General features: G+C 71.2%; 23 protein-coding genes and 1 pseudogene. 16 read left to right on the top strand and 8 right to left on the bottom strand.

The window, feature by feature from the left end:
• Positions 1 to 26: 26 nt before the first annotated feature.
• The 6 genes from M4960_RS08710 to M4960_RS08685 form a co-directional block, all read right to left on the bottom strand.
• On the bottom strand, positions 27 to 635 hold the full coding sequence (locus M4960_RS08710; protein ID WP_248704042.1) for an FHA domain-containing protein: 609 nt from the start codon (positions 633 to 635) through the stop codon (positions 27 to 29).
• The gene (locus M4960_RS08705; protein WP_248704041.1) at positions 635 to 1,243 is read right to left on the bottom strand and encodes a hypothetical protein; all 609 of its coding nucleotides are present in this window, start codon (positions 1,241 to 1,243) and stop codon (positions 635 to 637) included. Before M4960_RS08705 ends, M4960_RS08710 begins: the two co-directional genes overlap by 1 nt.
• Positions 1,244 to 1,248: 5 nt before the next feature.
• The gene (locus tag M4960_RS08700) at positions 1,249 to 2,052 is read right to left on the bottom strand and encodes an oxygenase MpaB family protein (protein ID WP_248704040.1); all 804 of its coding nucleotides are present in this window, start codon (positions 2,050 to 2,052) and stop codon (positions 1,249 to 1,251) included.
• Positions 2,053 to 2,144: 92 nt separating this feature from the next.
• Positions 2,145 to 2,510, bottom strand: coding sequence for a hypothetical protein (locus tag M4960_RS08695; protein WP_123293221.1), 366 nt, complete (start codon positions 2,508 to 2,510; stop codon positions 2,145 to 2,147).
• Positions 2,511 to 2,569: 59 nt separating this feature from the next.
• The gene (locus tag M4960_RS08690) at positions 2,570 to 2,863 is read right to left on the bottom strand and encodes a hypothetical protein (protein ID WP_131877586.1); all 294 of its coding nucleotides are present in this window, start codon (positions 2,861 to 2,863) and stop codon (positions 2,570 to 2,572) included.
• A gap of 43 nt (positions 2,864 to 2,906) precedes the next feature.
• Positions 2,907 to 3,341, bottom strand: coding sequence for an ester cyclase (locus M4960_RS08685; RefSeq protein WP_248704039.1), 435 nt, complete (start codon positions 3,339 to 3,341; stop codon positions 2,907 to 2,909).
• Positions 3,342 to 3,698: 357 nt separating this feature from the next.
• Here M4960_RS08685 and sucC point away from each other — a divergent pair, with 357 nt between their 5' ends.
• The 8 genes from sucC to M4960_RS08645 all read left to right on the top strand — a co-directional run bounded on the left by sucC (position 3,699) and on the right by M4960_RS08645 (position 14,891).
• Complete coding sequence (gene sucC, locus M4960_RS08680) at positions 3,699 to 4,868, top strand: ADP-forming succinate--CoA ligase subunit beta (protein WP_123293226.1); 1,170 nt, start codon at positions 3,699 to 3,701, stop codon at positions 4,866 to 4,868.
• 11 nt (positions 4,869 to 4,879) lie between these two features.
• A complete protein-coding gene (gene sucD, locus M4960_RS08675; protein WP_111085344.1) occupies positions 4,880 to 5,767 on the top strand; it encodes a succinate--CoA ligase subunit alpha in 888 nt (295 codons plus the stop codon).
• 104 nt (positions 5,768 to 5,871) lie between these two features.
• Entirely contained in the window at positions 5,872 to 7,875 is a 2,004-nt protein-coding gene (locus M4960_RS08670; protein ID WP_248704038.1) for a DUF6350 family protein, read from the top strand.
• Between the two features lie 41 nt (positions 7,876 to 7,916).
• The gene (gene purN / locus M4960_RS08665) at positions 7,917 to 8,510 is read left to right on the top strand and encodes a phosphoribosylglycinamide formyltransferase (RefSeq protein ID WP_123936914.1); all 594 of its coding nucleotides are present in this window, start codon (positions 7,917 to 7,919) and stop codon (positions 8,508 to 8,510) included.
• Positions 8,507 to 10,141, top strand: a complete 1,635-nt coding sequence (purH, locus tag M4960_RS08660; protein ID WP_248704037.1) for a bifunctional phosphoribosylaminoimidazolecarboxamide formyltransferase/IMP cyclohydrolase — start codon at positions 8,507 to 8,509, stop codon at positions 10,139 to 10,141. Before purN ends, purH begins: the two co-directional genes overlap by 4 nt.
• 577 nt (positions 10,142 to 10,718) lie before the next feature.
• Positions 10,719 to 12,527, top strand: coding sequence for an ABC transporter ATP-binding protein (locus tag M4960_RS08655; protein WP_173168901.1), 1,809 nt, complete (start codon positions 10,719 to 10,721; stop codon positions 12,525 to 12,527).
• 92 nt (positions 12,528 to 12,619) lie between these two features.
• Positions 12,620 to 14,428, top strand: coding sequence for an ABC transporter ATP-binding protein (locus M4960_RS08650; protein WP_123341009.1), 1,809 nt, complete (start codon positions 12,620 to 12,622; stop codon positions 14,426 to 14,428).
• Positions 14,429 to 14,465: 37 nt separating this feature from the next.
• On the top strand, positions 14,466 to 14,891 hold the full coding sequence (locus M4960_RS08645; protein WP_123293233.1) for a DUF805 domain-containing protein: 426 nt from the start codon (positions 14,466 to 14,468) through the stop codon (positions 14,889 to 14,891).
• A gap of 39 nt (positions 14,892 to 14,930) precedes the next feature.
• On the opposite strand, the gene M4960_RS08640 is transcribed toward M4960_RS08645, so the two are convergent.
• Positions 14,931 to 15,278: an MGMT family protein gene (locus tag M4960_RS08640; RefSeq protein ID WP_248704035.1), complete on the bottom strand. Its 348-nt coding sequence runs from the start codon at positions 15,276 to 15,278 to the stop codon at positions 14,931 to 14,933.
• Between the two features lie 30 nt (positions 15,279 to 15,308).
• Positions 15,309 to 15,764 carry a GNAT family N-acetyltransferase gene (locus M4960_RS08635; RefSeq protein WP_111085338.1) on the bottom strand — a complete coding sequence of 152 codons (456 nt, stop codon included), beginning with the start codon at positions 15,762 to 15,764 and terminating at the stop codon, positions 15,309 to 15,311.
• Positions 15,765 to 15,849: 85 nt separating this feature from the next.
• Between M4960_RS08635 and M4960_RS08630 the strand changes: the two are divergent.
• The 8 genes and pseudogenes from M4960_RS08630 to M4960_RS08595 all read left to right on the top strand — a co-directional run.
• A pseudogene (locus M4960_RS08630) lies at positions 15,850 to 16,554 on the top strand (ROK family protein); the annotation flags it as partial.
• Positions 16,555 to 16,708: 154 nt separating this feature from the next.
• Entirely contained in the window at positions 16,709 to 17,200 is a 492-nt protein-coding gene (locus M4960_RS08625; RefSeq protein ID WP_248704171.1) for a hypothetical protein, read from the top strand.
• 103 nt (positions 17,201 to 17,303) lie between these two features.
• Positions 17,304 to 18,242 (top strand): hypothetical protein, encoded by a 939-nt coding sequence (locus M4960_RS08620; RefSeq protein ID WP_248704034.1) that lies wholly within the window; start codon positions 17,304 to 17,306, stop codon positions 18,240 to 18,242.
• 117 nt (positions 18,243 to 18,359) lie between these two features.
• Positions 18,360 to 20,801 carry a lamin tail domain-containing protein gene (locus tag M4960_RS08615; protein ID WP_248704033.1) on the top strand — a complete coding sequence of 814 codons (2,442 nt, stop codon included), beginning with the start codon at positions 18,360 to 18,362 and terminating at the stop codon, positions 20,799 to 20,801.
• Between the two features lie 122 nt (positions 20,802 to 20,923).
• A complete protein-coding gene (locus M4960_RS08610) occupies positions 20,924 to 21,766 on the top strand; it encodes a PhzF family phenazine biosynthesis protein (protein WP_248704032.1) in 843 nt (280 codons plus the stop codon).
• A 247-nt stretch (positions 21,767 to 22,013) separates the two neighbouring features.
• Positions 22,014 to 23,372, top strand: coding sequence for an extracellular solute-binding protein (locus tag M4960_RS08605; RefSeq protein ID WP_248704031.1), 1,359 nt, complete (start codon positions 22,014 to 22,016; stop codon positions 23,370 to 23,372).
• A 108-nt stretch (positions 23,373 to 23,480) separates the two neighbouring features.
• Positions 23,481 to 24,431 carry a carbohydrate ABC transporter permease gene (locus tag M4960_RS08600; protein ID WP_111085332.1) on the top strand — a complete coding sequence of 317 codons (951 nt, stop codon included), beginning with the start codon at positions 23,481 to 23,483 and terminating at the stop codon, positions 24,429 to 24,431.
• Positions 24,431 to 25,330 (top strand): carbohydrate ABC transporter permease, encoded by a 900-nt coding sequence (locus tag M4960_RS08595; RefSeq protein WP_333925055.1) that lies wholly within the window; start codon positions 24,431 to 24,433, stop codon positions 25,328 to 25,330. The genes M4960_RS08600 and M4960_RS08595 overlap by 1 nt, the downstream gene beginning before the upstream one ends.
• Positions 25,331 to 25,364: the final 34 nt, after the last annotated feature.

Raw genomic sequence — 25,364 nt, 5'->3', positions numbered from 1 at the left:
GCGTCGCGCCGCTGCGCCGCTCGGCGTCAGCCGAGTGGGGCTTCGCCGACCAGCGCGGTCTGCGGCTCGGCGCGCAGGGTGTGGCCGCCGAACACGACCACGTCGCCCGGCTGCACCACGGTGCGCTGCGCCGGCGGCACCATCGTCGCCGGGAACCCCGGCCGCTGCAGCTCGACGCCGTTCGCCGACGCCGTGTCGAGCACCCAGAGCGAGCCCTCGGCACCGAAGCCGAACTCCAGGTGCGTGCGGCTGAGTAGCTTGTCCGGGTCCTCGAGCGCGATCATGTGCGCGTAGCCGCCGTCCGGGTGGGCGCTCGCCGGATCACGGCCGATCAGCCCGCCACCGGACACGGTCACCCGCTGGTGGTCGTCGAGCACCAGGACGGCCGCCGCGGTCTGCCGGGCCGGGGCCGCGTCGCGGCGAGACGTGCCACCGGCGGAGCCCAGGGGACGCCCGGGCAGCTGCGCGACGGTCGCCCGCACCCGGTCGGCGCTGGCGCGGGGAGCCGGCGGCGGCGTGACGACCGCGCGGGCGAGTTCGCCGCGCTGCGCCATCCGCGCGAGGTCGTCGACGGTGACCCGCTCGACGACGGGCTCGACGGGCTTCCGACGCTTCCGGAACGGCCAGATCCGCATCAGTCGACCCCGCCGCCGACCGCGGCCGAGTCGATGAGCTCGAAGGTGTCGGTCACGGTCTCGAACAGTTCGTACAGCGGCTCGGCCAGGTCGGTCGCGGGCGAGGACACGCTCACCAGCGCGACCTGGTCGCCCGCCGGCACGAACGTCTGCATGAGCACGACGTCGAACGAGCCGCGGCCGTCCGGCGCCTGCACGGTCGAGACGCCCCAGACGCGCGGCACCCGACCGACGCGGGGGACCTCGTGCACGTCGACGTGCATGCCGTCGTCGTCACCGCCGAGCGCGGCGACGTGGTCGGTCAGGGCGGCGAGCGGGTCGCCGCCGGCCTCGGGAGCGGGCAGGACCGTGACGGTCAGGGCGCCGGAGACGATGCCGTCCTCGCTCGGCTCGGCGAAGGCCGCGCAGTACCGCGCACCGCTGTCCCACGCCGACCGCGCGAACCGACGGAGGGCCCGGACGATCTCGGTGCGGTGGTCCCAGAGCTCGCGCTGGTCCTCGATGCGCTCCTGCACGAGGGCGCTGATCCGGTCGTCGCGGCGCTCCGGCTCGACGGGCAGCTCGAACCAGGAGCGCGGGACCGTGATGGCGAAGTGGTCGACCGACATGCCCGCTACCGTACCGTGGCGTGTCGCCCGGCCGTCCGGCGCATCGCCCGCAGCAGCAGCGGACCCGGCAGCCGCAGCAGGGCCCCGGGCAGGACCGACCGCACCCCGCTGACCACGGCGACCGTCCGCTGGAACCGACGGTGCTCGCGCGGCCCCCACGCGAACCCGTACGCGGTCCGCAGCCGTTCCGGCAGCATCCCGACCGTGACGATCCGGACGAGCGGCATCGCGGCACGCACCCAGAGCGGCGCGAACCGCGGGTGGAGCAGGTCACGCACCACCCCGCGGGCGTCGTCGGTGACCTCGAGCCGCTCGAGGGCGTCGGCCCAGTACTCGTCGAAGGCCGCGACCGAGGTCGGCCAGCGCTCGGCGGGCACCCGCAGCGTCGTCGCGATCGGGGCGTACGCGGTGAGCACGGCCTCGGCGCGTTCCGCCGTGACGGGAGCGCCGAACAGGTCGTGCGCCCGACGAGCCGAGTCGAACAGGGTCGCGGCCACCCACAGCTGCCGATCGACGTCGTCCGCGCCGGTCACGGGCGCGTGGGCCCGGTTCACGAAACCCGCGGCGATCGCGGCGTCACGCTCCGTGCCGGAGACGACGGCGTACACGAACATCAGGGTGTGGGCCAGCCGCTGCTGCGGTCGACGGGCGAAGTCCGAGTGCCGGCGGACCCCCGCCGCGACGACCGGGTCGGCGATCTGCAGCAGGATGGCGCGGCCGCCCGCGGCCACGGGTGTGCTGTCACCGAGGAACCGACGCAGGCTGCGGTCGTGGACGCGACCGGACGACGGACGGGAGGTGGGCCCCACCAGCCGGTTCCGGCGCACCGCGCCAGCGGGGTGACGGCCGTGACTGGAGGGACGTGGCGGGCCCGGCACCGGGCCTCCAGGCCGTGGGGTGGTCACGGTCCACCCCGTCGGCGTCGCGCGCGCAGGACGGGGACGAGGTCAGCGGCGATCGCCGCGACGAGCGCAAGCGCGCCGGTCATGAGGGCGATCACCAGGTACGTGCCGTCCACCCGGACGTCGCCCGTCAGGGCGAGCAGGGTCGCGACGAGCCAGATCGCGGGGAGCGGCCAGAGGCGGCTCGGTGCTCCGGTGACGACGGCTCCGACCACCGCGACCGCGAGGAGCGGGACCCATCGACCCGCCGGCTCGGACTGCGCGGCGAGGTGTGCGGAGGCCGCGACGAGCAGCATCGCCGCGATGGCCACCAGGCGGGCGGCCGACGGCATGCTGCGGACGCTGGCTCGGACGCGACGGAACACGGCCCGATGCTACGGGCCGTGTTCCGCGGATCCCTGGGGTCGGAGCCCAGGGAAGTCGATCAGAGCGGCTTGGTGCCGAGGTCGCCTCCGAGGTCCGGCCGGTCCTCGTCGGCGTCGTGCTCCCACAGGTCGGGCGACCCCTCGCGTGGGGAGCCGCCGGTCGGGCCGTCGTCGGTACCGTCACCGCGCTGGGGCTCGACGGTCTCGCCGGCGACCGCGTCGTTCGTCACGGTCTCGAGGGACTCCTCGGACTCGTCCACCTCGTACGGGCCGACGTGCTCGCGGTCGATGTCGTCGTCGCGGCGCTGCTGGGCCTCGAAGTCGTCGACGGGGCTGATGCCGGGATCGCTCATGGTGTCCTCCTGGGTGTGGGTGGTGCCGGGTGTCCGATGGTGTTCAGGCGCTGACGAAGTGGACGTCGCCGGAGCCGAGCGCGAGCTGCTCCGCCAGACCCTTCTCGTCGGTCGCGCCCCAGCGTTCGGCGATCTTGCCGTCACGGAACTTCGAGACCTGGATGCCGCGGACCTCGAAGGTGCGACCCGTCGGCGCGTGGCCCTGGAACGGACCGGTGTGGGTGCCGCGGATCGTGAACACCGCGGTGATGTAGTCGTCCGTGACGACGAGCGGGTCGGGCTCGAGCGTGAGGTCCGGGAACGCGGTGGTGAACTCGGTCCAGAAGTCGACGATCCCCGCGAGACCGGGCTGCTGGGCGGGCGCGGGGTCGTGGTCCACGACGTCCTCGGCCCACACCTCGGGGAAGCGGTCGAAGGCCCGCGCCTCCAGGATCTCGCCGAGTCGTTCCTGTGCCTGCTGGTTCTGTTCCGCGGTCATGCGCGCTCCTTCGTTGGGGCCATCCGGTGGTTCGGGCCATCCGGTGGTTCGGGCCTTCCGGTGTACGCCGGGTCGGTGAGAGCGGCGTCCAGGGTGCGCGAGTTCACCTCCGGGACACCTCCCCGTCACGACGGCCGTGCACACTGCCGGTGCTCGGGGGAGTGGAGCGCGGTCGCCGACGGGTGGTCGAGCGACCGCGCCTTCCCCTGCGTCCCGCGCCGCCCGTTGTCTCGACGTCCATGTCGCCGCGCTAGGCTGCGTGACGGCCGTTGTCTCGACATCGAGCGACCCTCGATGTGGAGTGCGCGACCGGGAAACCGATGCCGATCGCACGAACCGTGCGGGAAGAAGAACAGCGTGGATCTTTTCGAGTATCAGGCCAGGGACCTCTTCGAGTCCTACGGCGTCCCCGTCCTCCAGGGGATCATCGCCGACACCCCGGAAGAGGCGAGAGCGGCGGCCGAGAAGATCGGTGGCGTCGTGGTCGTCAAGGCCCAGGTGAAGGTCGGTGGGCGCGGCAAGGCCGGCGGCGTCAAGGTCGCGAAGACCCCCGACGAAGCGTTCGAGTACGCCCAGGCGATCCTCGGGCTCGACATCAAGGGCCACACCGTGCAGCGCGTCATGATCGCCCAGGGCGCCGACATCGCCGAGGAGTTCTACTTCTCCGTGCTGCTCGACCGGGCCAACCGCTCCTACCTGTCGCTCACCAGCGTCGAGGGCGGCATGGAGATCGAGCAGCTCGCGGTCGAGAAGCCCGAGGCGCTCGCCCGCGTCGAGGTCGACCCGCTCACCGGGATCGACGCGGCCGCCGGTCGCGCGATCGCCGAGCAGGCCGGGTTCCCGGCGGAGCTCGTCGACCAGGTGGCCGACGTCTTCTCGAAGCTCTACGACGTCTACAAGGGCGAGGACGCCACGCTCGTCGAGGTGAACCCCCTCGTCCGCACCGGCGACGGCCAGATCCTGGCGCTCGACGGCAAGGTCTCGCTCGACGAGAACGCCGACTTCCGCCACCCCGCGCACAAGGACCTCGAGGACTCCGCGAGCGAGGACCCGCTCGAGGCCAAGGCGAAAGCCCACGGCCTGAACTACGTCAAGCTCGACGGCCAGGTCGGTGTCATCGGCAACGGTGCGGGCCTCGTCATGTCGACGCTCGACGTCGTCGCCTACGCCGGTGAGCGCCACGGCGGCGTGAAGCCCGCGAACTTCCTCGACATCGGTGGCGGCGCCTCGGCCGAGGTCATGGCCAACGGCCTCGACGTCATCCTCGGCGACCCGCAGGTGAAGAGCGTCTTCGTGAACGTCTTCGGTGGCATCACCGCCTGCGACGCCGTCGCGAACGGCATCGTCGCCGCCCTCGGGATCCTCGGCGACGCGGCCACCAAGCCGCTCGTCGTGCGCTTGGACGGCAACAACGTGGAAGAGGGCCGACGGATCCTGGCGGAGGCAGCGCACCCGCTCGTCACCGTCGCCGCGACCATGGACGACGCGGCCGAGCAGGCCGCCGAACTCGCCGCTGCCGCGGCCTGAAGGGACTGACCATGTCGATCTTCCTCAACAAGGACTCCAAGGTCATCGTCCAGGGCATCACCGGCGGCGAGGGCACCAAGCACACCGCCCTCATGCTCAAGGCCGGCACCCAGGTCGTCGGTGGCGTCAACGCCCGCAAGGCCGGCACCACCGTCACCCACGGTGACGTGTCGCTGCCCGTCTTCGGCACCGTGCGCGAGGCCATCGACACCACCGGTGCCGACGTCTCCATCGTCTTCGTGCCGCCGGCGTTCGCCAAGGACGCCGTGCTCGAGGCCATCGACGCCGCGATCCCGCTCGTCGTCGTCATCACCGAGGGCATCCCCGTGCAGGACGCCGCCGAGTTCTGGGCGCACGCCAAGGCGCTCGGCGGGAAGACCCGCATCATCGGCCCGAACTGCCCCGGCATCATCACCCCGGGGGAGTCGCTCGTCGGCATCACCCCGGCGACGATCACCGGCAAGGGCCCGATCGGTCTCGTCTCGAAGTCGGGCACCCTGACCTACCAGATGATGTACGAGCTGCGGGACCTGGGCTTCTCGACCGCCATCGGCATCGGCGGCGACCCGGTCATCGGGACGACGCACATCGACGCGCTCGCCGCGTTCGAGGCCGACCCCGAGACCGAGGCCATCGTGATGATCGGTGAGATCGGTGGCGACGCCGAGGAGCGCGCAGCCGAGTTCATCAAGGCGCACGTCACGAAGCCGGTCGTCGGGTACGTCGCGGGCTTCACCGCCCCCGAGGGCAAGACGATGGGCCACGCCGGAGCGATCGTGTCCGGTTCCGCCGGCACCGCCGAGGCGAAGAAGCAGGCGCTCGAGGCCGCCGGCGTGAAGGTCGGCAAGACGCCGTCCGAGACCGCTGCGCTGCTGCGTGAGGTCGTCGCCGCCCGCTAGCGGCCATCGCCCGGCACACGGTCGGGACGAAGCCGGGAGGCTCGGTGCGGGTTCCGCGCCGAGCCTCCCGTCGTTCGGGGGTCGGCTCACGTATCCTCGCTGCGATGAACCGCCTGGGAACCGCTCTGCTCGCCGCGATCGAGGCGGTCGTGACGGTCGGCGTCGGCATCGGGATCGCACTGGTGCCGCTCACCCTGCTGTGGGGCTTCGAGTACGGCCTGCAGATCGACTGGGACGTGTTCTGGAAGGCCACCGGCAGCGTCTGGCTCGTCGGCCACGGCGTCGACGTCTCGTTCCTGCTCGGGTCCGCGCTGGCGAAGAGCTCCGGGGTCAGCGGTGCCGCCGACCCCATCCACGTGACGCTCGCGGCGCTCGGCTTCGCGGTCGTGACCGCCTGGCTCGGCGCCCGCGCCGGTCGACGCTTCGCGGAGACCGAGCACCGCACCACCGGCCTGCTGGTCGGGACGGCGGTCGTCGCGGCGCTCGGCCTCGGCGTCGCGCTGTCGTCGACCTCCGCCGCCACGCAGCCGACGATCTGGCAGGCCGTGGTCCTGCCCGCGCTGTGGTTCGGGATCCCGGCGCTCATCAGCTCGGAGGTCTGCCGACGCCGGCGGGACCTTCCGGCGGACCCCGCCACCCAGCGTGTGCTCGACCTGCTCGACCGCGTGCCCGTGCTCTGGCGTGCGATCGCCGGGTTCGGTCTCCGTGCCGGGACCGCCGCCACCGGAGTCGTCGTCGCGTTCGCCGGGGTCGTCGTCGCGCTCCTGCTCTTCACCTCGTTCGCCGAGGTGATCACCCTGTACGAGCAGTCCCACGCCGGCGTGATCGGCGGCATCGCCCTCACGGTCGGGCAGCTCGCGTTCCTGCCGGACTTCGTCGGGTGGGCGACGTCGTGGCTGATCGGCCCCGGGTTCGCCATCGGCACCGGTTCGAGCGTGTCCCCGATCGCCACGACCCTCGGACCGATCCCCGGACTGCCGGTCTTCGGCGCACTGCCGACCTCGGGCCACACCTTCGGCCTGGTCTGGATCCTGGTGCCGGTGGTCGCCGGCTTCGCGATCGGCGGCTCGATGCGCCCGCGACTCGTCCGTGCGCTGGGGAACGCCGACTCCGCACTCCACCGAGCGTTCGCCGGTGTCGCGACGGGCATCGTCGCCGGTGTCCTGACCGGGCTGATCGCCTGGGTGTCGTCCGGATCGTTCGGCCCCGGACGACTGGCCGACGTCGGCCCACACGCGCTGGTGGTGGGTGGCTTCGCCGCGCTCGAGATCGGCCTGCCGGCGGTCATCGCCCTCGCCGCTGGCAGCGACCTCGTCCGCCTGCCCGACCGGGGCTGGACACGGGAGCGCTGGACCGAGGCGGACGACGACGACGCGGACCGCAGCGGAGCCGAGGCCGGGACGGGGTCGCTCCTCGCCGCGCTCGACCAGGCCGGCGCGGGACGGACCACCGACGTGCACCGGTTCGTCGTCGAGGAGTCCCACGACGGGTCGACCGCTGCCCGCCCCCGCACCGCCGTGGAGCGCCCGACGGAACCGATCGCCGACGAACCAGTCGCGCCGGCGCCCGTCGCAACGCCTCGGACGCCCCCGCGCGACCCGGACCACGACGTGGAACTGCCGGCCTGGGCGAAGACCGACGCCGTCGCCTCGGAGCGTCTGTCGGACGAGAGCCCGAACGAGCCCCGCTCGTCGGGACGTGCCGCGATGGGTACCCTGCGCGATCGGCTGCACGGTGCCGCCGACGGTGTGCGGGAGCGTGCCGGTGGACTCCGCGAGCGAGCTGGTGGACTCCGCGACCGCGCCGGCGGACTCCGCGACCGCGTGACCGGTGCCGACGCCGTAGCGGAGCAGCAGCGCCCTGCGCCCGCTCCGGAACGGCCCGCCACGTCGACGTCCACGCCCGATCACACCGACGCGCAGCCAGCGTTCCCGTGGAGCACCGAGGAGTTCGTCGCCGGACGGGACGACGTCGACGACGAACCGGCCGCACCCGAGGCCCCCGCAGCCGTTCCCACCCAGGCGGCCCGTCCGACGAACTGGGACGTCACCGACCAGATCCCCGACGAGGAGCTGCCCTGGTGGCGCCGTCCGAAGGACGATCGCTAGCGCCGACGTCATGCCGCGCGGGTCCCGGTAGGGTTGGTGCCGTGCTCGAACTGGTCGTCCTGATCTCCGGTACCGGGTCGAACCTCCGAGCCCTGCTCGAAGCGACCTTCGACGCCGAGTACCCCGCCCGTGTCGTCGCCATCGGTGCCGACCGCGATGCCGAGGGTCTCGGTCTGGGCGAGGAGTTCTCGATCCCCACCTTCACGGTGCCGTTCTCCCGCTTCGACTCGCGCGCGGCCTGGGGCGACGAGCTCGCCGAGCAGATCCGCCCGTGGTCGCCCGACCTGCTCGTGCTCTCCGGCCTGATGCGCCTGCTGCCCCCGGCCGTGGTGTCCGAGTTCGCCCCGGGCATCATCAACACCCACCCGGCGTACCTGCCCGAGTTCCCCGGCGCCCACGGCGTGCGGGACGCCCTGGCAGCCGGCGTCACCGAGACCGGCGCGAGCGTCATCGCGGTCGACGACGGCGTGGACACCGGCCCGATCCTGGCCCAGGAGCGCGTCCCCGTGCTCCCGGGCGACTCCGAGTCGACGCTGCACGACCGCATCAAGCCGGTCGAGCGCCGCCTGCTCATCCAGACCATCCTCGACATCGCCAACGGCACCACCGACCTGAAGGGCACCCCGAGCGCATGAGCGTGCACGCAGCCGACCCCAGCCTCTACCGCGACCGTGACGTGGTGCCGGTCCGCCGCGCACTCATCTCGGTGAGCGACAAGTCCGGCCTGCTCGAGCTCGCCGGTGCCCTCGCCGAGTCGGGTGTCGAGATCGTGTCGACGGGGTCCACCGCCCAGACGATCCGTGACGCCGGGTACGCCGTCACCGACGTCGCGAGCGTCACCGGGTTCCCGGAGTCGCTCGACGGCCGGGTCAAGACGCTGCACCCCTCGGTGCACGCCGGTCTGCTCGCCGACCTGCGCCTCGAGTCGCACGAGCAGCAGCTCGCCGACCTCGGGATCGCGGCGTTCGAGCTCGTCGTCGTGAACCTGTACCCGTTCGTCGAGACGGTGGCCTCTGGTGCCGACACCGCGACCGTGGTCGAGAACGTCGACATCGGCGGCCCCGCGATGGTCCGTGCGTCGGCGAAGAACCACCCGAACGTCGCGATCGTCGTCTCGCCGTCGTCCTACGCCGAGGTCGTCGAGGCCGTCCGCGCCGGCGGCACCTCGCTCGAACTCCGCAAGCGTCTGGCGGCCCAGGCCTTCGCGCACACCGCGGCGTACGACACCGCGGTGGCGTCCTACTTCGCCAGCGACGTCGTCGCGGCCGCTGCGGCGCCGACGACCAGCGGCGACATCCAGACGCCCGGCGCGTTCGACGAGCACCTCGGCTTCACCGCCGACCTGTCGGCCACGCTCCGCTACGGCGAGAACGCGCACCAGGCAGCCGCGTTGTACACGAGCACCGACGGCGTCGGCATCGCGCAGGCGACGCAGCTGCACGGCAAGGAGATGTCGTACAACAACTACGTCGACGCCGACGCCGCCGTCCGTGCCGCGTTCGACTTCGACGAGCCCGCCGTCGCGATCATCAAGCACGCCAACCCGTGCGGCATCGCGATCGCCCCGGCCGACGCCGCCGACCCGATCGCCTCGGCCCACGCCGCCGCGCACGCCTGCGACCCACTGTCCGCCTTCGGTGGGGTCATCGCCGCGAACCGCCCGGTCACCGTGGCCATGGCGGAGACCGTGAAGGACATCTTCACCGAGGTCGTCGTCGCCCCCGGGTTCGACCCCGAGGCGCTCGAGATCCTGTCGCGCAAGAAGAACATCCGCCTGCTCACGCTGCCGGCCGACTTCGCCCTGGCCCCGCGTGAGGTCAAGCAGATCTCCGGCGGTTTCCTGGTGCAGGACGCCGACCGCTTCACGGCGTTCGACCAGTCGACCTGGACCCTGGTCGCCGGCGAGCCCGCCGACGACCAGACCCTCGCCGACCTGGCGTTCGCGTGGAAGGCGAGCCGTTCGGTCAAGTCGAACGGCATCCTGCTGGCGAACCAGGGCGCGAGCGTCGGGGTGGGCATGGGCCAGGTCAACCGGGTGGACTCGTGCCACCTGGCGGTCAACCGTGCCGGTGACCGTGCGACCGGCAGCGTCGCGGCGTCCGACGCGTTCTTCCCGTTCGCCGACGGCCTGCAGGTGCTGCTCGACGCCGGTGTGCGCGCGGTGGCCCAGCCCGGTGGCAGCGTCCGCGACGACGAGGTCATCGCCGCAGCGAAGGCCGCCGGGGTCGCCATGTACTTCACGGGCGAGCGGCACTTCTTCCACTGAAGCGAGCGCCACTTCTTCCACTGAAGTGAACAAATCGTGGCACCCTATTGCGCGCTGCGAGTCACTGTGAATAGTCTGTAAGGCTCCGCGACAGGCAGCCGACGATCCCTCGGGACCGGTGGCACCGCGGACACAACGGTGACGAAGACGACGACTGGAGTGACGATGGACAACATGACCGGAACCGTGGCGACGGCCGCCCGCGCAGGTCTCGTGTCCGTCGTGGGGACCACTCCCGCACGGCGATCCCTGATCGCACCGCGACCGCGCGTCGCGGCCGCCGTCTAGCCAGGCCGTTCCCACGGCCTCGCGGCGCCGCACGACCAGCGTCCGCGAACCACCCGCCTGAACCCGGGGGACGAGTGTCTCCCGGTGCCCTCCGGCCCGACCGACGTCACGCGAGTGACGGCGGAGGCGCGACCACGCGCCCGGCCGATGATCAACACGCAACGCCACACCGAGCCTCCAGGTCGAGGCCGCGCACGCACCGCACGCCAGCCGCACGCAAGTACGCACGCAGCAGGCGGTACCGCGCAGCGCGACCCGGGGACCCGGCAGACGCATGAGGACGCAACGCATGTCCAAGTCGCCCACCACGGCGCGCCCGTCCACCTTCCGCGCGATCGCGCGGATCTACCCCTACGTGAAGCCCTACCAGGGGCGCCTCATCGGCGGCATGGCCGCAGCGATGGGAGCCTCCCTGGTGGCGCTCGCAATCCCCTACGTCCTGCAGTGGCTCGTCGACGGTCCGCTGTCATCGAAGGACGGCGCACAGATCTGGCCCGCCGGCCTCGGCGTGCTCGCCCTCGGTGTGCTCGAGGCGTTCTTCATCGCCTCGCGCCGCCGCATGGTGATGCGCCCCTCGACGCGGATCGAAGCGAGCATGCGGAACTCGCTGTACGCGAAGCTGCAGGACCTGCCCGTCGCGTTCCACGACCGGTGGGAGTCGGGGCAGCTGCTGTCCCGTTCCGTGTCGGACCTGTCGTTGATCCGCCGCTGGCTGGCCTTCGGTGTCGTCCTGCTCGTCGTGAACGTCGTGACGATCGTCGTCGGCTTCGTCGTGCTGTTCACCTTCGGGTGGCTGCTCGGGCTGATCTTCCTGATCGCGTCGATCCCGCTGTGGATCAACGGGCTGCTGTTCGAGCGTCGGTACTCCGTCGTCGCGCGCCGCAGCCAGGACCAGGTCGGTGACCTCGCGACGAGTGTCGAGCAGTCGGTGCACGGCATCCGCGTGCTCAAGGCGTTCGGCCGCGGCGGGTCGAAGCTCGAGGAGTTCAGCGAGCAGGCCGAAGCCCTGCGTGGCACGGAGATCAAGAAGGCGAAGGCCATCGCGAGCATCTGGCTGTGGCTGCTGCTCGTGCCGGACGTCGCGTTCGCGCTGTGTCTGCTCGCCGGCATCTGGCTGGCGTCGCAGGGCGAGATGACCGTCGGCCAGCTGTTCGCGTTCTTCGCGACGGCGACGGTGCTGCGGTTCCCGATCGAGTCGATCGGCTTCCTGCTCTCGATGACGTTCGACACCCGCACGGCGGTCGACCGCTTCTTCGAGGTCATGGACTCCGAGAACACCATCACGGACCCGCAGGACCCGAAGACGATCGCGGAGCCGCACGGTGCGCTGTCGTTCAACGGCGTGCACTTCCGGTACCAGGACTCCGCGCCGCAGTACCCGGACCTGATCAACGGCGTCGAACTGCAGCTGCAGCCGGGCGAGACCATGGCGCTCGTCGGGCTCACGGGCTGTGGCAAGACGACGCTCCTCTCGCTCGTGCCGCGCCTGTACGACGTGACCGGCGGATCGGTGACGATCGACGGGGTCGACATCCGCGACCTCACCCGCGAAGAACTGCGCCGGCACGTCGGCGTCGCCTTCGAGGACGCCACCCTGTTCTCGTCGACCGTGCGTGAGAACGTGCTGCTCGGTCGTCCGGATGTGCAGGGTGCCGAGGCCGAGGCGCTCATGCGCGAGGCACTCGACATCGCGCAGGCGTCCTTCGTGGACGACCTGCCCGACGGCGTGGACACCCGGGTGGGCGAAGAGGGGCTGTCGCTGTCCGGTGGACAGCGCCAGCGCCTGGCGCTCGCTCGTGCGATCGCCGCGCGGCCGTCGGTGCTCGTGCTCGACGACCCGCTGTCGGCGCTCGACGTCGACACCGAGGCACGGGTCGAGGCGGGCCTGCGCCGCGTGCTCGCCGACACCACGTCGCTCATCGTGGCGCACCGTCCGTCGACGGTGACGCTGGCCGACCGGGTCGCCCTGATGGAGAACGGCGTCATCACCGCCGTCGGGACCCACCACGACCTGATGGCCACCAACGAGCACTACCGCTACGTCATCTCGTCGCTCGACGACGATGACGCCACCGCACGACAGGAGGCGATGGCATGAGCCAGCAGACCGACCAGAACCTGCCGGGAGGCGCGGCGTCCGTCCCGCAGGAAGCTCCGGACGATCAGTCTGCCGCGCCCGTCACCGCCTCGATCACCACCCTGGGCGTGCGCGGCGAGGAGCGCGAGGACTTCACCAAGGCGGAGAGCAAGCGCCTGCGGCGTCGCTCCCTCGCCCTGCTCGGTTCCCTCGCGGCCCCGCTGAAGCTCCGCCTGGTGCTGCTCGGGATCGTCGTCGTGGTCTCCACGGCGGGCACCGTCGCGGGTCCGGCGCTCATCGCGTGGGGCATCGACAACGCCCTGCCCGCGGTGATGGACCAGAACGACTGGGTGCCGGCGTTCGGCGTCGTCGCGACGTACATCGTCGTGGCCGTCCTCGGCGCGGTGCTCACCGCCTGGTACACCGTGCTCGCCGCACGGATCAGCCAGGCGATCCTGTTCGACCTGCGCAAGCGGGTGTTCCTGCACACGCAGCGGCTGTCGCTCGAGTTCCACGAGACCTACACGTCCGGCCGGATCATCTCCCGCCAGACGAGTGACCTCGACTCGATCCGCGAGCTGCTCGACTCCGGCCTGAACCAGCTCATCCAGGGCGTGCTCTACATGGTGTTCACCGCCGTGGCCCTGGTGCTGCTCGACCCGACGTCCGGGCTCGTGCTCGCGGTGTCGCTCGTGCCGCTCTGGTTCCTGATCCGCTGGTTCCAGAAGAACTCGCAGACGCTGTTCCGCGCCACCCGCGTCACCTCGGCGCGCGTGATCGTGCACTTCGTCGAGACGATGACGGGCATCCGTGCCGTGCAGGCGTTCCGCAAGGAGTCGCGGAACAAGGACGAGTACGGCGGCTTCGTCGAGGACTACCGGCTGGCGAACACGAAGGTGTTCAACCTGTTCGGGACGTTCGACCCGGTGCTCGTGCTCATCGGCAACGCCACGCTCGCCGCGGTCGTCGTCGTCGGCGGCTTCCGGATCGTCGGCGGGACGCTCGAGGTCGGTGCGCTGCTCGCGGTCGCGCTGTACGCCAAGCGCTTCTTCGACCCGGCGCAGGAGCTCGCGATGTTCTACAACGGGTACCAGTCGGCCTCGGCGGCGATGGAGAAGATCTCCGGCGTCCTCGAGGAGCGGCCGAGCGTGCCGGACCCCGTGAAGCCGACCAAGCTGGCCGACGCCACGGGCAAGATGGACTTCGACGAGGTCGTGTTCGCGTACAACGCGGGCAAGGTCGTCCTGCCGGAGTTCGACCTGCACATCCCGTCCGGGCAGACCATCGCGCTCGTCGGATCCACCGGCGCCGGGAAGTCGACGCTCGCCAAGCTCATGGCGCGCTTCTACGACCCGTCGCACGGTTCCGTGCGGCTCGACGGCGTGGACCTGCGCGACCTCGACACGAAGGACATGCGCCGCGCGATCGTCATGGTCACGCAAGAGGCCTACTTGTTCTCCGGCACGGTCGCGGACAACATCGCGCTCGGCAAGCCGGGGGCCTCCCGCGCCGAGATCGAGGCGTCCGCCAAGGCGGTCGGCGCGCACGAGTTCATCATGGCGCTCCCCGACGGGTACGACACCGACGTGAACAAGCGCGGTGGTCGTGTCTCGGCGGGACAGCGGCAGCTGCTCTCGTTCGCGCGGGCGTTCATCGCGGACCCGAAGGTGCTCATCCTCGACGAGGCCACGGCGTCGCTCGACATCCCCTCGGAGCGGCTGGTGCAGGAAGGGCTCGAGACCCTGCTCGCCGACCGCACCGCGGTGATCATCGCGCACCGCCTGTCCACGGTCGCGATCGCCCACCGCGTGCTCGTGATGGAACACGGGAAGATCGTCGAGGACGGCACCCCCGCCGACCTCATCTCGGGTACCGGACGGTTCGCCCAGCTGCACGCGGCCTGGCGCGACTCGCTCGTGTAGGACGCAGCCGGGCTGCACCACGTGGTTGGCTTGCTCCATGAGCAACGACAGCGTGCAGCCCGGCGGCGTCGCCCTGCGCGACCCCTTCTACGGCGCACCCTTCACCGAGGCCGTCCGGCGGTTCTGGCGGAAGTACACCGTGTTCACCGGACGGGCCTCGCGTGCCGAGTTCTGGTGGTGGTGGATCACGTCGCTCGCGATCGGACTCGTCCTGCAGCTCGTCCCGCAGGCGTTCACGCCGGACACCGCGCTGTTCGAGAACCCCGTCGGGTCCTACCTGTTCGTCCTCTGGGGCCTCGCGACCCTGATCGGGTCGCTCGCCCTCGGCGCCCGACGGCTGCACGACGCCGGCCTGTCCGGCTTCTGGCAGTTCCTGCACGTCGTGCCCGGCATCGGCTCGCTCGTCGTGTACGTGCTGTGCCTGATCCCGACGAGCCCGAAGGGCGAGCGCTTCGACCGCTGACCGGCGGCGGACGGACGGCCGACGTGCGCGGGCCCGACGTCAGAACGGGTCGTCCGCATCCGTGGACGGCGACCAGCGGGCACGACGCATGTCGAGCCTCCAGGCCGCCGTCCCCTGCACGAGCGGCGTGCCCTCCGCGCGGTAGTGCTGGAGCGCCCGGGCCTCGTGGTGCAGCGGCGGGTGCCCGCCCGCGCGCACCACGCGCCACCAGGGCAGGTCGGCGCCCTCGTGCGCCATCACCTTGCCGACCGCACGCGACGCGCGTGAGCCGAGCGCCGCGGCGACGTCGCCGTACGTCATGACGTGACCCGGCGGGATCATCCGGACCACCTCGGCCACCGCCGACCCGAAGTCCTGCTCCGGCGCGGGGGCGTCGTCCTCGGGCACGTCGTTGGTGAGTACGTCGTCGGAGACGTACTAGAGCGTCAGGACCGCGAAGTGGTCGCCGTACTGGGTCTCGCGGACGACCTCGAAGCCGACGGCGCGGAAGAACGCCTCGGGGCTGTCGTCGCCACCGGGCTCGTACACGACCGTCAGGCGTTCCTGCCCACGGCTCCGGGCCTCGTCCGCCAGGCCGTGCACGGCGAAGCGGCCGACGCCGCGACCCTGCGCCGTGCCGGCGACGTTGACCCGCCAGATGGCGCTGCGCAGCTCTTCCTGCGCGTTGTCCGCGTCGAACGAACCGATGATGAGGCCCAGGACCTCGTCGCCGTCCAGGACCACCCGGGTCCACGCGGAGCTCGGCTTGACGTCGGACTCGGCGACCCCGTAGGTGGTCGGCTGCACGAACTGTTCCTGACCCGGCTTGAGCGTCAGGGAGTTCGCCGCGGCAGCGGTCTTCGCGGAGAGTTCTTCGAGACGCAGGTCGGCCATGCGGCCAGGGTAACGGTGCGACCCGTGTGGGGGCCAGCGCGGACGGCAGACCGAGACCGCACCGTTGCCGCGGTATGGTCGCGGAATGGCAGAACATCGGCGTGGAGCGAACCTCCCGTCGATCGGCGGGTTCAACCGCACGGTCGTGCTCGATGCCGTCCGACGCTCGCCGGACGGCCTGAGTCGCGTCGAACTCGCCTCGCGGACCGGCCTCAGCGCGCAGACGGTGTCGAACGTCACCCGCTTCCTGATCGAGGCCGGCATGATCGTCGAGTCCGGCACCGTCGTCGCCGGTCGGGGCAAGCCGCGCACCATCCTGCGGCTCGAACCCGGCAGCCGCTACGCCGTCGGCGTGCACGTCGACCCGGCCGTCGTCACCTACGTGCTGCTCGACCTGGCCGGTACCGTCGTCGCCTCGTCCACCACCTCGACCCCGACCGCCGACGACCCGTCCGAGGTCGTCCGCACCATCGGCTCCGCCGTCGACGGCCTGATCGCCGACGCCGGCGTGGACGTCGACGGGGTGCTCGGCGTCGGGATCGCCAGCCCCGGCCCCATCGACGTCGACGCCGGCATCGTCGTCGACCCGCCGTTCCTGCCCCGGTGGCGTGACGTGCCCCTGCGCGACGCGCTCGCCGAGGCCACGGGCTACCCCGTCCTGCTCGAGAAGGACGTCACGGCCGCCGCGGTCGGCGAGATGTTCCTGGCGGGGGAGTCGTCGGCGCGGAACTTCGCGTTCGTGTACTTCGGCACCGGGTTCGGCGTCGGGCTCGTCGTCGACCACGAACCCGTGCGCGGGGTCGGGTCGAACGCCGGCGACGCCGGGCACATCATGGTCGACCAGCGATCGCTCGCCGGCACCCCGGACGGGTCCGGCACCCGGGGCGAGGTCGGTGCGGCCGTGGCGCCGGACCGGCTCGTGCGGATCGCGCGGGAGCGGGGGGGTGGCGTTGTCCGGCGGCGGCGGCGACGCTGCTGCCGGTGCGGTCTCGTCCGGTGGTGCGGCCGCGTCCGACGGCTCGGTCGTGTCCGATGGCGCGGTCTCGTCCGACGGGTCGGTCTCGTCCGACGGGTCGGTCGACGCGGTGAACCGTGCCTGGGACGAACTCGCCGAGGCCATCGCCGCCGGCGACGATGCCGCGACCACGCTCGCCGCCGAAGCCGGCACCGTCATGGGCGACGCCGCCGTCGTCATCGTGAACCTGCTCGACATCGACCGGGTCGTGTTCGGCGGACCGTTCTGGTCCCGCATCGCGAGTGCCGCACTGCCTGCCGCCCGCGCGGCGATCGTCGGGTCGCCGTTGCTGGTGCCGAAGCACGCGGTCGACGTGGTCGAGAGCGACCGCGGTGCCGACGTCGCCGCGGTGGGGGCCGCGTGCCTGGTGCTCGACGCCGCGTTGTCACCGCGGGCGAGCGGGCTGCTCATCCGCCGCTGACGGCGGTGCATCCGCCGCTGACGGCGGTCGGGGGCGGCTCGCATCGGCCGCTACGCTGCGAACCGACGGATCCGCCAGGTGGGCGGCGAACGACGGGGGACACATGACGGACAACGGCGCCGCGGGCACGATCGACCGACGCTGGGCGAAGGTCCGGCCACTCGTGTTCCGGACGATCATCGGCGCGGTCGTCGCAGCCGGGCTCGTCGGCATCGTGGCGGTGCTGGTCGGCGACTTCGGACGGGTCGCGGTGCAGCTGCTCCTGACGATCGTCGTGGTGGTCGTCTTCGCCCTGCTGTCCTGGTACGACGCCGACGTCTCGTCACGCCGATCGGGCACGTTCGCGTTCGTCAGCATCGCCACGTCGATGTACCTGCTCGTCGCGGGGCTGTACAAGGTGTGGCTCGCCCCGACGGACTCCTCCGGCGAGGACGGCCTCTGGCTCGTCGGCGAGCGGTTCTGGCACTGGATCTGGCTCGTCGGCGTCGCCCGCGTGGCGCTCCTGCACGTGCACCTGCTGCTCGTCATCCACCGCCGGTACCCGACACCGGCGCTCCAGGTCGTCGCGAAGGCCACCGTCGGGGTCATCGCCCTGCTCGCACTGCTGCTGTCGATCCCGCTGCTCGCGCCCGACGTGGACTACGCCCGCGGCTACTGGCGACTCGTCTGGGTGGTGGTCATCCTCGACCTGCTCGGAACGGTCGTCGTCCCGCTCAGCAACGCGCTCTTCCGCCCGCGGGGCGCCGTCCCGGCGGGGGCGGTCGGAGCGTGGCCGACGCCGGAAGCGCCGCCGGCAGCACCCCCGATGGCGCCCGCGGTACCGATCGCGACGTGGGCCGCCACTCCGGTGCCCGATGCCCCGACGGCTGCCACGGCTGCCACTGCTGCCACGGCCGCCGGCCCGGTCAGCGGGGACCGGTACCGGTACGAGCCGCGCCCGGAGGCGTCGCGTGCCCTGGCGTGGCCGCGGTACGTCGACGGCACGCCACTGCCGGCGCTGCCCGACGGGTCGCCCGACTTCTCCGGGGTCGCGCGGGGCTGACGGATCCCGGCGCTGGGGCGCCGCGCGACACCTGTCGTTCACCGGGCGGCCACCGGTCGGATGCCCGGGTGCTGAACAGTCGTGCAGGTCTCCCCTCCCCTCCCGAGAAGGACCTGCATGCGCACTCCTGCCCTGCGCCCCCGCTCCGTGCGGCTCGGTGCTGCCATCGTCACCGCGCTGGCCCTCGGCGCCGGTGTCGTCACGGCCAGCCCGGCACTCGCCGCCGTCGGTGACGACGACCCGAGCGTCGGCGCCGCCGCCCCGAACGGCCTCGTCGTCAACGAGGTCGAGTCGAACGGCGACGACACCGACTGGGTCGAGCTCGCGAACACGTCGTCGGCGTCGATCGACCTGACCGGGTACGCGTTCCTCGACGACGACAGCACCCACGACGCCTACGTCCTGCCCGCCGGCTCGACGATCGCCCCCGGCGGGTACTTCGTCATCGACCAGCTCTCGGCGACCGCGCCAGGGTTCGACTTCGGACTCGGCGGCGCCGACACCGCGCGGGTGTACGACCCCGCCGGCGACCTGGTGCTCCGGTACTCGTGGACGAGCCACGCGGTCGTCACGTACGGCCGGTGCGCCGACGGGACCGGTGCGCTGGTCGACACCACCGCGTCGACGAAGGGGGCCGCCAACGACTGCTCCTCGCCCGTGCGCATCAACGAGGTCGAGTCGCAGGACGGCGCCCCCGGCGACTGGGTGGAGCTGACCAACGTCGGCAGCACCACGGTCGACCTGGGCGGGTACGTCCTCAAGGACAGCGAGGACGACCACGCGTACACGATCCCTGCCGGCACGACGATCGCGGCCGGGGGCTTCACCGTCCTCGACGAGGCAGACTTCGGCTTCGGGCTCGGCAAGGCCGACTCCGCCCGGGTCTTCGATCCGCGGGGTGCGCTGGTCGACTCGTACTCGTGGACGGCCCACGCTGCCGCCACGTACGGCCGCAACCCGGACGGCACCGGCGACTTCGCCGAGACCGCCGAGTCGACGAAGGGCACAGCGAACCGGTTCGCCGGAGTCGTCACCGCCGAGCCGTGGCCCGGTGGCCCGGACGAGACCGTGCTCGACGACGAGGACACCTTCACCGGTGACCTGAGCGGCATCGACTGGACCACGTCCAGCACGTCCGAGGACGGCCAGCTCTGGGCCGTGCAGAACGGCGACGGCCTGCTCTACCACCTGACCTCGGACGGGCGGGGTGGCTGGGCGCCGTCGAACGCCGCGGGCACGGACCTGCGGTACGCCGACGGCACGGGGACCCCGGACGCCGAGGGCGTCACCGTCGCGAGCGACGACCCGGGCGCCGTGTACGTGTCGACCGAGCGGGACAACGACGTGTCGAAGACCAGCCGTCCGTCGGTCCTGCGGTACGCCACCACCGACGGGTCCGAGTCGACCCTGCGCGCCACCGACGAGTGGGACCTCGCAGCCGACTTCCCGGGGCTCGGTGCGAACGCCGGCCTCGAGGGCGTCACCTGGATCCCGGACTCGTGGCTCACCGAGCACGGCTTCGCCGACGAGCACACCGGCGCGGCCTACGCACCGTCGACGTACGCCGGACACGGCGAGGGGCTCTTCTTCGTCGGCGTTGAGGGCACCGCGAGCGTCTACGCCTACGCCCTGATGGCGGACGGTTCGTCCCAGCGCGTTGCCACCATCGGTTCGCCGTTCGCGGTCGTCGCCGACGTGCAGTTCGACCCGACCCTCGACGCGCTCTGGGTGGTGTGCGACGACGCCTGCGCCGGACGCACCGCGCTGTACGAGCTGACCGACGGTGCCTTCACCGCCGCGAAGGTCTTCGAGGCACCGTCGAACGCGGACCGGACGCTCGCCAACGAGGGCTTCGCGATCTCCGGCGTCTGCGCCGACGGGGAGCGCGCAACGTTCTACGCCGACGACAACGACACGGACGGGTTCTCGCTCCGCACCGGGACGTACCCGTGCGAGGGCGGCGGCACCGATCCGGGCACGGACCCGGGCACCGACCCGACGCCGACGCCGACGCCGACGCCGACGCCGACGCCGACGCCCACGCCTGCTCCGGGTGACGGTGGGTCGACGCCTGCGCCGACCCCCGGGACCGGCGGACCGACGCCGACGCCGACCCCGTCGCCGGCCGCTCCGATCGCCCCGGTGGCTCCGTCGGAGACCGGTCTGACCGACACGAACCGTGGGGGCGTCTCGGCCCCGTCGTCCGCCCGCGCGGGAGAGACCATCACGGTCACGGTGGGCACGCAGTACGCCGGCGACCGGGTGAACGTGTGGCTGTACTCGACGCCGACGCTGCTCGGAACGGTGACGGTCGCTGCTGACGGCACGGTGCGCGTGACGATCCCGGCCGATGCTCCGGCTGGCGGGCACCGCATCGTGGTGACCGCTGCGGACGGCACGGTGCTGGGCTGGACCCCGATCACGATCACCGCTGACGGGCAGCTCGCGTTCACGGGTGCGGAGGGCCTCGGTGCCGGTGCGCTCATCGCGTTCCTGCTGCTCGCCGCGGGTGCGGGTGTGCTGATCGTCCGCCGTCGCAAGGCGGCGGCTGCGGAGTAGTCCCCACGCCCCACGGGGGCAATTCGTGAGCAGGAATGGTCGGGTTCGCTCAGCGGACCCGACCATTCCTGCTCACCATGCGTGATCAGCAGTCCTCGCCGCCCCCGCAGTAGCGTCGCACCATGAGCATCAACGTCCTCCGGTACACCGCCTTCGCCGCCGAGCCCGGGGGTGGCAACCCCGCCGGACTGGTCCTCGACGCAGCGGCACTGACCGACGACGAGATGCTCGCCGTCGCCCGCGAGGTCGGCTACCCCGAGACCGCGTTCGTCGTCGGCGCCACGGCGACGGGCCCGCACGTCCGCTACTTCTCGCCCGCCGCCGAGGTGCCGTTCTGCGGGCACGCGACGGTCGCGCTCGCGGTGGCGCTCGCCGAACGGCAGGGGCTCAGCCGCCGAGTGTTCACGACGGCCGCCGGCGAGGTCGCCCTCGACGCCACCACCGGTCCGGACGGGGTGGTCCAGGTCGCGATGACGAGCGTCGAACCGGCGACGCGGGACATCGACCCGGCGCTCCTCGGGCGGTTGTCCGACCTGCTCGGGCTCACGGCCGACGACATCGCGCCGGGCTTCCCGGTGCTCGAGTCGTTCGCCGGCAACTGGCACCCGGTGCTCGTGCTGCACGACCGGGAGCTCTTCCACCAGTTCCGGTTCGCACCCGGCCCGCTCGCCGACCTCAAGCGCGAGGCCGACTGGCAGGGGACGGTCACGGTGCTGCACCGGACCGGGGAGCGCGAGTACGAGGCGCGGAACTTGTTCCCCGCCGGCCGCATCACCGAGGACCCGGCGACGGGTTCGGCTGCGGCGTCGACCGGGGCGTACCTGCGCGAGGTCGGTGCCGTCGAGCCGGGGGACCGCGTCGTCATCCGGCAGGGGCGGCACGTCGGTCGTCCGAGCCTGCTGCTCGTCGACGTGCCGGAGTCCGGCGGGATCACCGTGACGGGGAGCGCGACACCGATCGACTGACGGACGTTCCTTCCCAGAGCGCGTGCGATGGGAAGCGAAATCGGGCGTACCTGGTCGAAAGTCCCGACCAGGTACGCCCGATTCGGCACGGTACGCCCACCAGCACGCCCACCAGCCACCCCAGACAGCAGCGCCCCGACGCGCGCGGCGCGAAAAAAACTCCTTGACACGGATAAGTCCATACGCTGGACTAATCCTGCGCGCGGGCGATGGAGCCCGCGGATGTCACCCGTGCAAAGGAGCACCGATGAAACGCACCCGCATCATCGCCGGACTCGCAGCCGTGGCCGTCGCCGCGGTCAGCCTGGCAGGCTGCTCAGCCTCGGGGTCCGCCTCGAGCGACACGATCAAGATCGCGTACCAGAAGTTCGGAGCCTTCCAGCAGCTCGACGCCCAGATGAAGGTCGTCAAGAAGGAGTACGAGAAGGACAACCCGGGCAAGAAGGTCACGCTCGTCCCGATCCAGGCCCAGGGCAACGACTACTACACGAAGCTCGCGCTCATGAACAAGGCGCCCGCGACGGCTCCCGACGTCATGTACGAGGACACGTTCCTCGTCAAGGCCGACGCCGAGGCCGGCTACCTCCTGCCGCTCGACAAGTACACGGCGAAGTGGAAGGACTGGGACCAGTTCTTCGACAACGCCAAGCAGGCCGGCCAGGGTGACGACGGCAAGATCTACGGCGTCCCCATGGGTACCGACACCCGCGCGCTTTGGTACAACAAGGACATCTTCAAGTCCGTCGGCCTGCCCGTGCCGTGGCAGCCGAAGACCTGGGACGACGTGCTCGCCGCGGCGAAGACGATCAAGGACAAGAAGCCCGACCTCATCCCGTTCAACATCTACTCGGGCAAGGCGCAGGGTGAGGCGTCGACCATGCAGGGCTTCGAGATGCTCCTGTACGGGGCGGACGGCTCCGGCAACACGCTCTACAAGGACAAGAAGTGGGTCACGGGCTCGAAGCAGTTCGAGGACTCGCTGCAGTTCGTGAAGGACGTCTACCAGGGCGGCCTCGGCCCGACACCGCAGCAGGCGCTCGACACGAACGTCGGCACGACCATCGCGCAGACGTGGCTGCCGAAGGGCAAGCTCGCGATCGACCTCGACGGTTCGTGGCAGTCCGGCACATGGCTCAAGTCCGGCACCGCGCCGTGGGCCGAGTGGAACGACGTGATGGGTCAGGCGCCGATGCCGACGCAGAACGGTCAGGACCCGGGCTACAACTCGATGTCCGGCGGCTGGACCCTGGCGGTCGGCGCGAAGTCGAAGAACCCGCAGGCGGCGTTCGACTTCATCACGAGCTTCCTCGACAAGGACGGCTCGCTGAAGTACGACACCGAGAACAGCCAGATCGCCGTCCGCAAGGACGTCGCGGACGACACCGCCTACACCGACGCCAACCCGACGTTCAAGTTCTTCTCCGGACTCGTGGAGAACACGAACTTCCGCCCGGCGACGAGTGACTACTCGCAGGTGTCCAACGCGATCCAGGTCGCGATGGAGTCGGTCATGACCGGACAGCAGACACCGAAGCAGGCGGCTGCCGTGTACGACAAGGCCGTCACGCAGGTGGTCGGCAAGGAGAACACCGTCTCGGCTGGTTGACGGACGTCACCCACTGACGGACGGGAGGCGCGGGGCGGCCCCGCACCGCGCCTCCCGGTCCGTCCTTCCCCACCTTCGGAACCCCTCCGCACCCGGAAGGCACCCATCGTGTCCAGCACCCCCCTCGCGCCGACGTTGTCGGCGCCCGGTGCGCCGAAGCGCACCGATCCACCCGTGCCGCGCAAGCGGCGACCACTGCGGAACGTCGGCCGAGCGGTCCCGCTCCTGCCCGCCCTCGTCCTGCTCGTCATCTTCCTGCTCGGCCCCGTCATCTCGTCGTTCTACGGGTCGTTCACGAACTCGGCGCTCACCGGCGCCGGCGCTGCCGACCAGCAGTTCGTCGGCTTCCAGAACTACGTCGAACTGTTCCAGGACCCGGACTTCCCGAAGTCCGTCATCCTGACGGTCGTGTTCCTGCTCGCCTCGGCGGTCGTGGGACAGAACGTGCTGGGGCTCGGCCTCGCACTCCTGATGCGCTCGGCCAACAAGGCCGTCCGCGCGATCGTCGGCACCTTTGTCGTCGCCGCCTGGGTCCTGCCCGAGATCGTCGCCTCGTTCGCCGCGTACGCGTTCTTCAACGACGAGGGCACGCTCAACGAGTTCCTGAAGTCCATCGGCATCAGCGGACCGAACTGGCTCTACACGTTCCCGATGTTCGCCGTGATCCTGGCGAACATCTGGCGCGGTACGGCCTTCTCGATGCTCGTCTACTCCGCCGCCGTGCAGGAGGTCCCCGAGGAGATCACCGAGTCCGCCGAGGTCGACGGGGCCACCGGGTGGCAGCGCCTCGTCTACATCACGCTGCCGGTGATCCGACGGAGCATCTCGACGAACCTCATGCTGACGACGCTGCAGACGCTGTCGGTCTTCACCCTCATCTTCGTGATGACCGGGGGTGGGCCGGGCACGAACTCGTCGACCCTGCCGATCCTCGCCTACCAAGAGGCGTTCAAGTTCTCGCAGCTCGGCTTCGGGACCGCGATCGCGACCATCCTGCTCGTGGTGGGGGCGGTCTTCTCGATCATCTACATCCGAGCCCTCAAGCCGGAGGTGGACTGATGGCCATCACTGCCCCGTCCCTCGACCCGACCACCACCCGCTCGGTGACCGCTCCCGGTTCGCTGCACATGACGTCGCCCCGCGGCCGCACCATGCGGTGGGTGGCGAACACCGTGCTGCTCGTCATCGCGGTGTGCTTCGCGGTCCCGCTGCTCTGGCTCGTCCTCGCCTCGGTCGACACCCAGGCATCGCTGTCCGTGAAGCTGCCGACGCAGTTCACGCTCGACAACTTCACCAAGGTGCTCACACCCGAGCTGTCGTTCATCCCGCTCGCGAACAGCCTGCTGCTCTCCGGCGGCACGGCAGTCGTCACGGTGGTCTTCGCACTGCTCGCCGCGTACCCGCTGTCCCGCTACAAGATGCGCGTCAACAAGCCGTTCCTGTACAGCATCCTGTTCGGGACCGGCCTGCCGATCACCGCCATGATGGTGCCCGTCTACGCGCTGTTCGTGTCGCTCAACCTGATCGACAACGTGTGGGGCTGCATCTTCTTCCTCGCCGCGACGTCGCTGCCGATGGCGATCTGGATGGCGAAGAACTTCATGGACTCCGTGCCGATCTCGCTCGAAGAAGCTGCGTGGACCGACGGGGCGTCGATGATGACCACCCTGACGCGCATCGTCGTCCCGCTCATGCGTCCGGGCATCGCCGTCGTGTTCATCTTCGTGTTCATCCAGGCGTGGGGGAACTTCTTCGTCCCGTTCGTCCTGCTGCTCTCGCCCGACAAGGTGCCCGCCGCGGTGAGCATCTTCAACTTCTTCGGGCAGAACGGGGCGGTCGCGTACGGACAGCTCGCCGCGTTCTCCATCGTCTACTCCGTGCCCGTCATCGCCCTCTACGTGATCGTGTCCCGAGGCCTCGGCGGCGGCAACGCCCTCGCCGGCGGCATCAAGGGCTGATCTGCTGGCCCCGGCCGGCTCTCTCGAAAGGAAC

Origin of the sequence: Curtobacterium sp. MWU13-2055 (assembly GCF_023242305.1) — a bacterium.
In the GTDB taxonomy this organism is placed as follows: domain Bacteria; phylum Actinomycetota; class Actinomycetes; order Actinomycetales; family Microbacteriaceae; genus Curtobacterium.
Note: the sequence above shows the minus strand (reverse complement) of the source record. Positions and strands in the feature narration are given on the sequence as shown.

Bases quoted from the DNA above. Each gene is read 5' to 3' on its own strand.
- M4960_RS08710 (WP_248704042.1), bottom strand. From the start codon at position 635: ATGCGGATCTGGCCGTTCCGGAAGCGTCGGAAGCCCGTCGAGCCCGTC.
- M4960_RS08705 (WP_248704041.1), bottom strand. From the start codon at position 1,243: ATGTCGGTCGACCACTTCGCCATCACGGTCCCGCGCTCCTGGTTCGAG.
- M4960_RS08690 (WP_131877586.1), bottom strand. From the start codon at position 2,863: ATGAGCGATCCCGGCATCAGCCCCGTCGACGACTTCGAGGCCCAGCAG.
- M4960_RS08685 (WP_248704039.1), bottom strand. From the start codon at position 3,341: ATGACCGCGGAACAGAACCAGCAGGCACAGGAACGACTCGGCGAGATC.
- sucD (WP_111085344.1), top strand. From the start codon at position 4,880: ATGTCGATCTTCCTCAACAAGGACTCCAAGGTCATCGTCCAGGGCATC.
- M4960_RS08670 (WP_248704038.1), top strand. From the start codon at position 5,872: ATGAACCGCCTGGGAACCGCTCTGCTCGCCGCGATCGAGGCGGTCGTG.
- purH (WP_248704037.1), top strand. From the start codon at position 8,507: ATGAGCGTGCACGCAGCCGACCCCAGCCTCTACCGCGACCGTGACGTG.
- M4960_RS08655 (WP_173168901.1), top strand. From the start codon at position 10,719: ATGTCCAAGTCGCCCACCACGGCGCGCCCGTCCACCTTCCGCGCGATC.
- M4960_RS08645 (WP_123293233.1), top strand. From the start codon at position 14,466: ATGAGCAACGACAGCGTGCAGCCCGGCGGCGTCGCCCTGCGCGACCCC.
- M4960_RS08635 (WP_111085338.1), bottom strand. From the start codon at position 15,764: ATGGCCGACCTGCGTCTCGAAGAACTCTCCGCGAAGACCGCTGCCGCG.
- M4960_RS08620 (WP_248704034.1), top strand. From the start codon at position 17,304: ATGACGGACAACGGCGCCGCGGGCACGATCGACCGACGCTGGGCGAAG.
- M4960_RS08615 (WP_248704033.1), top strand. From the start codon at position 18,360: ATGCGCACTCCTGCCCTGCGCCCCCGCTCCGTGCGGCTCGGTGCTGCC.
- M4960_RS08610 (WP_248704032.1), top strand. From the start codon at position 20,924: ATGAGCATCAACGTCCTCCGGTACACCGCCTTCGCCGCCGAGCCCGGG.
- M4960_RS08605 (WP_248704031.1), top strand. From the start codon at position 22,014: ATGAAACGCACCCGCATCATCGCCGGACTCGCAGCCGTGGCCGTCGCC.
- M4960_RS08595 (WP_333925055.1), top strand. From the start codon at position 24,431: ATGGCCATCACTGCCCCGTCCCTCGACCCGACCACCACCCGCTCGGTG.